Below are 12458 nucleotides of genomic sequence, written 5' to 3'. Positions count from 1 at the left end.
TTAAGAAATATTTGTTGAGAGGCAGGGGTACGAATGAAAGGTTGGACCAAATGGGTTATTTTACTTGCACTTTTTATTTTGTCTATTGTTAATTTTTCCGATAAATCCATTACAGGGTTAGCCGGAATTCATATTATGAAGGATCTGAATCTAACTTTCTCTCAATTTGGAATGGTAGGAAGCAGTTTTTTTTGGTTATTCCCATTAGCCGGAATATTAGGGGCTTCTTTATCTGATCGTTATGGAACAGAAAAATTATTGGTAGTTATGGCGATTATTTGGACCATTGCGCAATCAATGGTGATGTTTGTTTCTGGCCTTCCGCTACTTTTATTTAGCAGGGTATTACTAGGTATAGGAGAAGGTCCTTTTCAAGCAACCGCAACCAGTCATATTAGTAAATGGTTTAAACCGGAATCACGTGGATTAGCCATATCCATCCTGAATTTTGGCAATGTTGTGGGAATAGCGGTTTCAGCTCCAACTGTGGTTTATTTAATGTCAAATTTTGGTTGGAAACAAACGTTTTTAATTTCGGGCATTATTAGCTTTGTCTGGTTAATTGGCTGGCTCTGGCTCGGAAGACTGAAACCAAATGTTTTGTTTGAAGAAGAGGAAAGAAAACGGGAAAACAAACTAGAGACAAATGGAAAAGACAAGTGGAAAGCGTTACGATCTCCTATTTTTATTTTTACATCCTTAGCTGCATGTATCGGTTTTTCTTATATTGTCTTTGGACTTACCTTTAATCCCGCCTATCTAATGAAAGTTAAGGGGTTCACTGAACAACAGTCTGGAAAAATCATTGCTATATCTGGATTAATTGGCGCGATACTTGCATTAGTGATGGCAATCATTTCAGATCGTATTTACAAAAAAACTCTAAATTTATGGAAGTCGAGAATTCTTTTTTCTGCCAGTAGTCTGATCCTAGGAGGCTTTATATACGCGTTATATCCCCTAGTTACTGGAAAGGGTTCAATCATCATTATCCTTTCTATCGTGTATACGTTAGTGGCTGCAGCTGGAAATCTTAATCCAGCAGTAATCATTAGTTTATATCCTGAACGGAGAGGCCTTATGACAGGAACTTATTATGGAATCATGACATCATCAGGTATTTTTGCTCCCCTTATTTTTGGAAAGCTCATTCAATCTTCAGGTGCAAATCCAGCAGTGGGTTTTAGCTCATCTATTTATGGAATCTCTGTTGCAATGGTGGTTACAGCGATGTGCATGTTCCTTTTCGCAAAGCCAAAACAAAGAAGTGCAACAAAGAATGAAAAAAGAACAGTCAACCTCTAATGGCAACTTTGATTAGAGATTATTTCAATCGGAATCATTAAGAACCTAGATTTCAAACTAAACCAAATATATTTTTATTAAGGATGTGCGTAATGTGGCTGTAAAAAAAGAAAATCAAAAAAAATCAACTGTAGAAATCACTGTCGATGGCGTAAATGGACCATCGCTTTCTAGCCTAGACCTGCTCTGGAGATATGGATATCAAGAATTAGATGAATGGGCAAAGTGTGCTGAACATCGCGACGAAGTCTTCTCGAAACGACTCTCTGAAGGTGTACAACGGAATCAGGGAAATATAAAAGCAATTGCAGAGCAACTTACAAAGGAATTTACTGAATGGGAAAAGACTGCAAGAGAACAATTTTTAATGTCAACCACCACCTTGCATCATTTCTTTCCGATTCAGTCTTATGAGGAAATAAATGCGCAAATGGATCAGATTCAAAAGAGTGTTTTGACTCCCTTAAGTAATACTAGTCAAACGATTGCAAATTTTCAGGCGATTGAGAAATACCTAGAAATGATTGATCAATATATGGATCTTAGGAAAAAAGGAAGATTGCAATATATCCAAGCTGTTAAACAAGCAGGAAATCCGATTTATGAATTTCAAAAAGGGTTTGTCAATCTGTTTACAACACCATTCAAAGACCTTATTTTCCCGCTAAATAAATATATGGAAAAAGAACCTACAAAGTCTTAATTTAAGGAGAGCATCAGTATGTCAAATGAAAAAACCTTTGATCCATTTTTGGGTTTCAACCAATTGAGTGAAATGTGGGACAAACAAGTAAATGGCCTATTATATAACCTAGCAAACAACGAAGAATTTGTTCGCACAGCAGGTTTTGGCCTCAATTCCTATTCATTTTATTTAGAGCGACTTAGAAAGAACCAAGAGCAAATTGCGGCACTAATGAATATCCCGACAAAGAAAGATGTCGCTAATGCCGCAAAGCTATCTATTCAAACAGAAGAAAAAATTGATATTTTAGAAGAACAAATTTGGAAATTACAAGACACTGTAAGCTCCATTACTAAAGAAAATTCAGGAATGTTCGAAGAAGTAGTCAATATTGTCATGCAAATGAAGAATGAATTCCAAAAGATGTCCAAAGAGGTGGCGGAAACGCAAAAAATGAATGCTGACCTTCAGGAATTGCGGAAAGAAATAGAGAGAGGTCTCATCGAAATACGGCGGGAAAAGCAGAAAAAAGAACCGGAAAAGAAGCAGGATAAAGAAATGGTGCTCACCGGTATTAATAAATAACATTGAAGAGAGCTGTGAATATAATGAACGCATTTGGAACAAACCTTTTTCCAAATTTAAACTTAGAAAAAGAAACGAAACGGTGGAACCAGCTTTATAAAATTATGACCGAGCAAAAGCCAGAGATTGTGCCTACACCAAGACAAACAGTCTGGAAGAAAAATAAAGCAACCTTATGGTATCATCCTGCAAAGGAAAAAAGACATGCAATCCCAGTATTTCTAGTCTACTCTTTGTTAAATAAGGCGTACATTCTTGATATCGGTGAAGGAAGCAGTGTTGTAGGCGGACTTACCGAGCGCGGCTATGATGTCTACCTATTGGATTGGGGATCCCCTGGGCTTGAAGATGCTGATATCAGCCTTGAAAATTATATCATTGATTATTTGGAGAACGCCCTTAAACGAGCTTTAAGACATTCAGGTGCAAAGGAAATATCCCTTGCCGGTTATTGCCTGGGTGGAACCATTGCGGCCATCTTGACTTCCATAACAGAACTGCCAATTAAGAATTTATCCCTCGCAGCCGTTCCAATCGATTTTAGTATCGGCATCTTTCCTGATAAATTACTGGAAGCACTACAAAAAGGGCAGCTAAGTCTTGACCGTTTTGCCGATGCACATGGGACAATTCCATCAGAAATTATGTATTTGATATTTAGGATGGTATCACCGGGTATTGCAAGTTCTAAAATCAATCTGTTCACCCGTGCACATGATGAGAAATATGTAGAAAAGTGGCGCCGAATGGATAAGTGGACGAAGGACTCTGCTTCGTTTGCAGGTGCTGCATTCAAACAGATGTTTAACGATCTCTATCAAGAGAACAAACTCATAAAGGGAGAATTGGTGATTGGCGGCAGGAAGGTGGATTTAAAGAATATAAACTGCCCACTTTTTGTATTCTCCTGCTCACGTGATACAATTATATTAGAGAAGCAAAGTCTACCGTTGATGGACCTTGTTTCAAGTAAAGATAAATCTTATGAGGTTTATGAAGGTGGACATGTTTCGCTTGCATTGACCGGGGTATTCGCTGAAGTTTGGGATAAGTGGCTTTCGGCTCGATCAGAGGAAATTGGGGAAGTACTTGTATAATTTTTATTTACAAGAAATAGCGAGAAGGATTCTTATCCTTCCCGCTTATATTTTTTTAGGCAGCATTTATTTGCTGATACTCATACCCAAGGTATAATTTACGATGGAAGAAATTTGTATTACATGAGGTGTTTCAGTGAAGAAGATTGCTATAGATATGGACGAGGTTATTGCTGATTTTACTCCTAAATTCATAAAGCATTTTAATAGGCATTACAATGAAAATATTTCAATTGAAGATTTAAAAGGAAAGAGACTAAATGAACTGCGGCCAGATTTAAGAAAGGAGATGATGGTATATATACAAGAACCTTCGTTCTTTCGGGATTTAGGAGTAATGAAGATAGTCAAGAAGTAATAAAGGAATTAAGTGAACACTTTGAAATCTTTATTGCTACAGCTGCAATGGAGGTTCCTGCCTCGTTTACAGCAAAGTATGAGTGGTTAAAAGAACATTTTAGTTTTTTAAAGGAAATGAATTTTGTCTTTTGTGGTGATAAAAGTATTATTTATGCAGATTATCTTATTGATGACCTTGTAAGAAATCTGGAACAATTTTCTGGTCAAGGAATTTTATTTACAGCACCACATAATATTAATGAATCAGGCTATGTTAGAGTAAACAATTGGCAAGAGGTAAAGGATTACTTTTTAAAATAAATCTCTACGCTCTTCAACTAAGGGCTACTTTTTCCGTTTAACTTAATATATGCTTGAGACTTAGTTACAATTATTTTATTAAAAAAGGCATGTCACTAAATGTGGCATGCCTCTTCTATTTAATGATTAATCAAAACATGGGCCATTTTTAAGGCTTTACCATTTTGTTTCTTTTTAAAATAATAATTAAACAATTCTTTTTTTGAACGTTTAATTAAATAGACAAACCCAAATTTTTCAAACAACGGTAATGAATGTTCGGACAAATATTGATGGTATTCCCGCTCTTTATCTTGAATTAAATAACTAAGTAAGGTAAATAAGTTTATAAATAATTGGTCATTTTTATTTAGAGCTGTTTCAAGTCCTTCATTTGCCAGTTGTAATAATTCATCCTTTGGAAGTAACCCCCCATAATAGGCACTGTTTATATACCCCTCTAGAGAAAGTAAGTATGGGGTTGATACACTATCTTTAAGACTCATTGACTCTTTATAGTATTTATTAGCTGGTTCATAATTTTTTCTTCTAAAGTATTCAAAAGCTAAGTTGTGTATTACCTTTGCTTTTCGAGCAGGTGAATGACAAAGGTCACAGCTTTTGATTAAGCTTTTAAACCTCTGAATGATCTCCTTAAAATCTCCATCGTCTTTTACTTGAATCACCATAAGCATTTCTGCGTCAATCACTCTAAGATAGTTATTAATTTCTTTAAAATATTGACGCGACTTATCTGCGAAAAAATAAGCCATAACTGGTGATTCAATCGAGTGATACGCGACTGCTAAATGATAGGTATATTCCTTGTTATTGTACTCTGTGTCATTTATTGATTTTAATGCTTGAATTGCTTTCAGATTTTCATGTTTTGCTAAATAGTAAACTCCTAAAACGTGTTTGAACAGATTAGCTTCGTAGGATGATAATTTATCTTCTTTCTTTTGGATTTCAGCGATGATGTCTGATGCTTCCTCGGTCAAATTATGCATTAGTAAATACCTGACCCGAAGTAACTTATAAAAATTAATATAATCAGAGATTTGAATTAATTCTTCTTGCTCAAGTTCTTGATTAATAAGATCCATTTCTTCAAATAATTGCATGATAATAACATCATGCCAATTATGTAAGGACTTTTTTATATTTTTAAGTTTTGTTATTTCATTTTCGATATTTATTCCTAGACGCTTGGATAAAAGAGTGATAATTTCAGGTGCATATTCAGTATGTAACCGCTCAATTTTACTAATATGTGTTCCAGAACAAATCCCGTATCCTAATTCCTCTTGAGTAATTTGGTATTTTTCGCGGTAAAACCTAATGATTTTCCCCTCATACATAATGAATTTCTCCTTCTAGAAAAATTTTATCTTGATGTGTTCGAGAATTAGGAAAAACAAGATTCCCCCAAGTACAAAGATGATTTTTTTAATATAGTTCAAAAAATGTCATTTAAAAGTAATATAACAGTTTAAGATTTTACAAAAAAACGTTCAATTCTTTAAAATTTGACAATACTTTACAGGAATTACGACGAATTATGCAGTGATGTTAGAACGACTTGATGAAAAATTCCCCCAATTCGCCGAGAACAAAAATCAAGTAAAATATGAATTAATAGAGTTGTTTAATTATTCTTACTCTTATTTTACACTATCTTTCTTTAGGGAGGAAAGCGATGCTCATAGGAATATGTAAACATTTTTATTAAGGGAAACCTGCTAGATTTATTATTTTTGAAAATTATAGGTTTATAATTTGCAGCTGAAATAAATTAGTAGAAGGAGCGTCGATTAATGAAAATTCGAAAGAAACGATTTCTAAATGTTATGGTAACAGGTATAATAGCATCCAACTTACTTACATCATTTTTAATTCCTCAGCAAAAAACATATGCTATATCAAATTCTACAGAAACGATCTTAAAAGGACTAACTGAAGAACAACGACAGTCTATAAAACGATTAACCCCACAAGAAGGATTCATAATTGACCCAAGTTTGTTGTCACTTAAAGATAAAACCGCAAATATCATTGTTGAGTTCAAAACAGCTCCGGTCGAAAATGCCCAGCAATCAAAATCAAAAGGTACATTTAAAAATAATGCAGAAAAGATAAAAGGGGAACAAGAACATTTTAAACAACGATTAACTGAAATTTTTAAGAAGAAGGAGGAGTTATACCAAAATAAAAAAGAAAATCCCATTAAATATCAAATTAAACAAACTTACCAGAATGTATTTAATGGAATGGCTATGACGATTCCTACAAATGAAATTAATACCTTGCTTGAGACTGGCGTGGTTAAAAGGATTTGGAAAGACAATGTCGTTAGTTTACCAATAAATGAAGCGACAACTACTCAGGAATCAACAACTGGCAAAGTAATTCCACCAGCGCTTCCTCATATAGGTGTTGATCGTTTACATAATGAGGGCTTAAAAGGACAAGGAATAAAAGTTGGGGTACTAGATACAGGGATTGACTATAATCACCCTGATTTAAAAGATGTTTATAAAGGCGGATATGATTTTGTCGATAATGATTCTGATCCAATGGAAACAACAAGAGCGAAATGGCTTGCATCTGGTCAACCTGAAACGATAGATGGTAGTTCATACTATACTGAACACGGAACTCATGTTGCTGGAACTATCGCATCTAACCCAAAAAATGATGTGGAGTATGCCATGACAGGTGTTTCTCCGAATGTTGACTTGTATGCATATCGAGTATTGGGAGAATATGGATCAGGGTATGATTCAATGGTTATCGCAGGAATTGAAAGAGCGGTAGAAGATGGAATGAACGTAATTAATCTATCATTAGGTAATGGTAATAATCATTCTTTAGACGCTACATCTGTAGCAATCAACAATGCCGCATTAAAAGGGGTCATACCAGTTATAGCCGGAGGAAATGCAGGGCCAAATCCTGGTACGTTAGGTTCACCAGGTGCTTCTCCGCTAGCAATCACTGTTGGGGCTAGTGATGTGCCGACTGATATTCCAACTGTTAAAACAAGTTTAGCAGATATTACAGTTAAAAATACATTATTGGGGCATGGCCTTGGTAAAGATTATCTACAGTTAATAGATAAAGAGTATGATGTTGTTGAAGTAGGAATTGGTACCGAAGAGGATTTTATTGACAAAGACATTAGTGGGAAAGTGGCATTAATTTCTCGTGGCACGATATCATTTGATGAAAAAATTCGACGAGCTCATGATAAAGGTGCTGTAGCTGTATTGATTTACAATAATGAGGATGGAGAAATTCCATATTTCTTGGGTGAAAATTATGGCTATGTCCCAACCTTTAAAATGTTACAGGCCGACGGAGTAAAACTTTCAGAAAAATTAAAAGCAGATCCTACAGCTAAACTTAAATTATCTGACTTACAGTCAAATATGACTACAGGTGATGTGTTAGCTGATTTTAGCTCACGTGGTCCAGTTAGTAATAACTTTGATATTAAGCCAGATGTAGTAGCACCTGGGGTTTCTACATTTTCTACTGTACCAGAATATATTAATAGTCCAGAAGATGGTGTCGATTATTCTAGTGGTTATGCGAGTTTAAGTGGAACATCCATGGCAACACCACATGTTACTGGAGTTGCAGCCCTATTATTACAATCACATCCAGATTATACAGTTGCAGATGTAAAAGCTGCGCTTATGAATACGGCTGATCCTTTAAAAGGTCGTATGTACAATGTGAATGAAGTTGGAGCAGGACGCGTAGATGCTTATGAGGCAGTTCACAATACAACGTTATTTGAAGTACAAAATAAGACGACTTCCTTAGATAAAGATGGATTTAAAATAGAAATCGATGACATTTCAGGATCTATACCTTTTGGTAGTATTGCACAATCAAATGAGACTCAAAATAGAACAACATCGATTTCTATTAAGAATTTAAGTAGTGAACTAGAAACATATCATTCAAGAGTAGAATTTTTAACAATCGATGGTGTCTCGAAGGAAGCTGAAAAGAATGGTGTGAAGCTTCAATTACCATCTACGATTGAAGTGAATGGAAATGAGAGTAAAAATATTAATGCAGAAATATCAATTCCAGCCGATGCAGAATTTGGTATATATGAGGGATATATTTATATCGAAAATGAGTCGAAAACGGCAGAATATCAAATTCCTTTCCATGTTCGTTATTCTAAACCTGGATTCGAAAAAGTAGAATTTTTTAAACATGCAATAACGAATGACCTTAGTAACTTTCATCCATACATCGAGCCGTTTACACCAGTCAGTTTCAAGTTAAATAGTCATATGAAAACGATTGATGTAGTGGTTAGCGATCTAGAAGGAAAACCAATTGGGTTTTATGGCACATTCAATTTAGAAAATGCGTCAGTTGATACGGAGTACTTAATATTTTTCGGATTTTCAGGTGAAGTGAAACATTTTACAGGTGATCCGAATAAACCTTTAGCACAGGAATATGAACCACTTAAAGAAGGTAAATACATTGTTTCTTATATTGGTACAGGGGTAGATGGTAAAACATATAAAATCGATAATGACATGGTGATTGATAATACCGCTCCAACACTTGAATTTGATAAGAAAACAGGAATCCAAGAACTTTCAAGTTCAGATTTAACAACTGAAAGTTATGACGGACAAGATTATACAGCATATTGGGTGCATGGGAAATTGTATGATGATACCATTGACTACTTAAAAAGTAGAGGACATGACATCACTCAAGAGGCAAATACGGCATATGCTTATCAAGATTCTTTTTGGCCAACAGCTGAATTTTTCCCAAATGCAATTGGTGAATTTAAATTTGGTGTCCTACCAGAAGAATATGCAAACTACCCTACAAATGTAAGAATTTATACTTATGATTACGCTACTGCAGGAAATCCGATTTTCCCAGAATTCACCTTTATTGATAAAGGAGATCAATATTCTACAATTAAACCAAATACAAAAAGTGTAAGTCTTGGATCAGAGTTTGTAAATACATTTACGGTTCAAAACGCGAAAGATTTAACAAGTGCTTCTGTAACAATCGATGTCCCTATTTATTATAAAGTTGTAGACGTTAAGCCATCAAAACAGTTAGAGGATCTTGCTAAGAAAAATAATTGGACTATTAATGTCTCAAAGCCACAAATTACAGAAAGCACGTGGTCTAATATTTCAGCATTTGATGTAGATATTTCAGACAAAAAGACAAAATTACCTGTTTCAATTAATGATGATATTGATTTATTGGACATTACATTAAAAGTAGTAGATGACCATAATTACATGGTAGAAAGTACATTCTATTATCAAGAATCTTCATATCAAACAAGCTCTGGTAGTAAGTCTTCTTTACCAACATTTGCTGAAAAGTTTAAATTCATTTCCCAGCACTCATGGGTAGAAGGTTACTATCATGGTGAAGCAGTTAATTTAGACAACTATGATTTAGATTATTCAAAGATTGGGACAAAAGCTTATCTGCTTGATAAAAACGGTAAAAAGTACCCTGCGGATATTTCAGAAAATGGGTATATGACGTATACGGATATTCCTGCAACGAAAGATGAATATACGTTAATCGTAGATATTCCTGGGCATTTCCTATATAGTAAAAAATTAACTTTAAGCAGAACAATTGATGGAAAAGCCCAAGGCAATTTCTATACTGTCTATACGGATACGGCAGCTGCTGGAGATGTCAACGGAGATCAAGTAATCGATATTTATGACGCAAAGCTAATAGCAAATAATGCAGGAAACAAAGGTGATAGATTAAAAGAAGATCTTAACAAAGATGGAATGGTTGATATTATTGACTTTAACTTTGTAGAAAAGAACTTCATGTCCATCAATCCATACTTCCCAACGTCCAATAAACCAGTTGAAAAAACTAAGGAATTAACCTTAGAAGAATTGAAAAAAATTTTCAATTAAAAAAAGAGGCTGCCTTTGATCATCAAAGGCAGCCTTTATCAGTTTTTATAAATAGAAAAGCAGACATCCTTTTAAGAGAATGTCTGCTTCTTTAAAACAAAGGACTTGGCGGGAGTCGAACCCGCAAAATACGTAACAGTTAACATTAATGACTGTCAGTTGCTCTACATTGAGCTACAAGTCCTGTTTATAATATGACCTTTATGGATGGAATTATTCATTTCATCTTTCTTATTTCTTCTGTAACCACAAATGCCAAGTCATCGTTTCCAAACAACGATAATACTCCAAGCAAGGTTTGGTCATCTACTTCGCCAGCTTCTTCCTTTGGCACTGTTAACTCGATTGCTTCTTTTAAAGCTGGATTTGAAGCCTGATTAGGATATGCCTTTAAATATAATTCTTCGGGATCCAGATCATGATTCACACACCATTGGGCAAAAACGAGAATCATCATTTTCTCCTCACCCTTGAAGTTCTCAATGATTTTTTCTTCAATCATTTTTCGATTCATAAAGAATTCTCCTTTTATTGTTATATATTCATTATAAGAGGTTTTAAAAAAAAATGTTGATTTTGTGCTGGAGAATGATTTTCTCCTAATTTAGACATACTGTTTGAAGGATGATTTACACTATTAGGAGAGGCGGATTTGAGATGAGTAAAATCGAAGTAGGCGAAATATTTACCATTAGTGACGAGAATGACGATGAACAGGAAGTTGAAGTACTTGGTGTAATGAGTATTGAAGGCAGCGATTTTGTCGCAGTTGCTTTTGCAGAAGATGTTAAACAAGAAACAGAAGATGATATTGATATTTTCTTTTTAAAAGTGGATGAAGACGGAGATTTTTCAGCCATTGAAAGCGATGAGGAGTTTGATAAGGTGTCAGCTGCTTTCGATGAAATGATGGATGAGGAAGAGGAAGAATAAGATATTCGATGGAGAGGTAATGAAATTGCCTCTCTTTTTTTGATTGGTATTTTTATTGGAAAAATTATGTATGAATAAAAAAATTTACGGAATACTAAACAGAGAAAAATCATCAAAGGAGAGACGTAATGTCTATTAAAGAAGGAACAAAATTTCAAATTTCTCAGGGTATTCAGAGCTATTTTAATTCTGCTGAGTCGTTAACTGTCCTCTCAAATAACGGTATCACGATTCAATTTACTCTTGGCGATGGCAAAGGCTATGGTTCAATGCCTGTTGAACATTTAGATTATTTATTAAAAAAGTCAAATTTATCACTAATTCCAAATAAAAGATCGTTACTAAGTGCGGAGCATGATGAGGAACAGATTGGATAAAGGTAATAAAATCCAATTTTAAGCATTACTTTTTCATAGGTAATGCTTTTTTACTTTATAAATAGATTTGGAGTGAAAAATGGATGAAGACAATTGAAATTGAAAATTCGAAATTAGCCTATTTAGATGAAGGGAAGGGTGAAGCAATTATTCTTCTTCATGGCTTTTGCGGAAGCTCTCGTTATTGGGAATATGTAGTACCTGAACTTTCAAAAAATTATCGAGTAATTATTCCAGATCTGCCTGGCCACGGACAATCAGATCCATTTAATGAAGGATGCACGATTGAAGATTTCGCAGAAAAGATTAAAGGGCTCATGGACCAATTAAATGTCCAAAAAGTTTCCATGTTTGGCCATTCATTAGGCGGTTATATTACACTTGCTTTTGGTGAAAAGTACAGTGACCGGTTGAATGGATTCTCTTTGGTTCATTCCACCGCTTTTCCAGATTCTGAAGAAGCTAAAAAAGGAAGAATGGCGAACATTGAAAAGGTGAACATGGAAGGAATACAACCCTTAATTGACGGATTAGTCCCAAAACTTTTTTCTCCGGAAAACGTAAGCGAAAAATTTGTTGAAACGGCGAAGGAAATTGGGTATGCAACATCTCCAGAAGGGGCTAAAAGTACATTATTAGCAATGAAAGACAGAGTCGATCTCAATAGGGTCTTAGAGGCAACACAGTTACCTGTCTTATTAATCGCCGGGGAAAAGGACCAAATTATTCCTGCTGAAAAAACATTCTCAGTAAGAAAGTCTAATATTAGACAATCATTAATTAAGGATGTTGGCCACATGAGTATGTATGAAAAGCCAGAAGACCTTATTTCAGATATGAAGCTATTTTTATCTACTATTCATGATTGCTGCTAAAG

The 12458-nt window shown here is 34.8% G+C and carries 10 protein-coding genes, 1 tRNA gene and 1 pseudogene; 9 read left to right on the top strand and 3 right to left on the bottom strand.

All coding sequences use genetic code 11. The features are described from left to right. The first annotated feature begins 33 nt into the window (after window positions 1-33). The 5 genes and pseudogenes from LC455_RS10005 to LC455_RS09985 all read left to right on the top strand — a co-directional run bounded on the left by LC455_RS10005 (window position 34) and on the right by LC455_RS09985 (window position 4332). On the top strand, window positions 34-1305 hold the full coding sequence (locus LC455_RS10005) for an MFS transporter (RefSeq protein WP_223590378.1): 1272 nt from the start codon (window positions 34-36) through the stop codon (window positions 1303-1305). Window positions 1306-1399: 94 nt separating this feature from the next. Next, window positions 1400-2008, top strand: a complete 609-nt coding sequence (locus LC455_RS10000; RefSeq protein WP_223590376.1) for a hypothetical protein — start codon at window positions 1400-1402, stop codon at window positions 2006-2008. Window positions 2009-2026: 18 nt separating this feature from the next. Continuing rightward, window positions 2027-2575: a polyhydroxyalkanoate biosynthesis repressor PhaR gene (locus LC455_RS09995; RefSeq protein ID WP_223590374.1), complete on the top strand. Its 549-nt coding sequence runs from the start codon at window positions 2027-2029 to the stop codon at window positions 2573-2575. A 23-nt stretch (window positions 2576-2598) separates the two neighbouring features. Continuing rightward, window positions 2599-3672, top strand: coding sequence for an alpha/beta fold hydrolase (locus tag LC455_RS09990; protein WP_223590372.1), 1074 nt, complete (start codon window positions 2599-2601; stop codon window positions 3670-3672). A gap of 157 nt (window positions 3673-3829) precedes the next feature. Next, window positions 3830-4332, top strand: a pseudogene (locus LC455_RS09985) (5' nucleotidase, NT5C type). 119 nt (window positions 4333-4451) lie between these two features. Here LC455_RS09985 and LC455_RS09980 read toward each other — a convergent pair. Next, a complete protein-coding gene (locus LC455_RS09980) occupies window positions 4452-5672 on the bottom strand; it encodes a helix-turn-helix domain-containing protein (protein ID WP_223590370.1) in 1221 nt (406 codons plus the stop codon). A 456-nt stretch (window positions 5673-6128) separates the two neighbouring features. Between LC455_RS09980 and LC455_RS09975 the strand changes: the two genes are divergently transcribed. Next, on the top strand, window positions 6129-10271 hold the full coding sequence (locus LC455_RS09975) for a S8 family serine peptidase (RefSeq protein WP_223590368.1): 4143 nt from the start codon (window positions 6129-6131) through the stop codon (window positions 10269-10271). Between the two features lie 100 nt (window positions 10272-10371). Here LC455_RS09975 and LC455_RS09970 read toward each other — a convergent pair. Continuing rightward, a tRNA-Ile gene (locus LC455_RS09970) sits at window positions 10372-10455 on the bottom strand. A gap of 33 nt (window positions 10456-10488) precedes the next feature. Beyond that, window positions 10489-10785 (bottom strand): hypothetical protein, encoded by a 297-nt coding sequence (locus LC455_RS09965; RefSeq protein ID WP_223590365.1) that lies wholly within the window; start codon window positions 10783-10785, stop codon window positions 10489-10491. Between the two features lie 143 nt (window positions 10786-10928). Here LC455_RS09965 and LC455_RS09960 point away from each other — a divergent pair, with 143 nt between their 5' ends. From LC455_RS09960 to LC455_RS09950, 3 genes are all read left to right on the top strand, one after another. Next, window positions 10929-11204, top strand: a complete 276-nt coding sequence (locus tag LC455_RS09960; RefSeq protein ID WP_223590364.1) for a DUF1292 domain-containing protein — start codon at window positions 10929-10931, stop codon at window positions 11202-11204. A 128-nt stretch (window positions 11205-11332) separates the two neighbouring features. Beyond that, window positions 11333-11581: a hypothetical protein gene (locus tag LC455_RS09955; protein ID WP_223590361.1), complete on the top strand. Its 249-nt coding sequence runs from the start codon at window positions 11333-11335 to the stop codon at window positions 11579-11581. 83 nt (window positions 11582-11664) lie between these two features. Further along, a complete protein-coding gene (locus LC455_RS09950; protein ID WP_223590358.1) occupies window positions 11665-12456 on the top strand; it encodes an alpha/beta fold hydrolase in 792 nt (263 codons plus the stop codon). The last annotated feature ends 2 nt before the right edge of the window (window positions 12457-12458 follow it).

The sequence above is a fragment of the Neobacillus bataviensis genome, from assembly GCF_019969725.1.
This window is presented reverse-complemented; position numbering and strand designations above follow the sequence as displayed.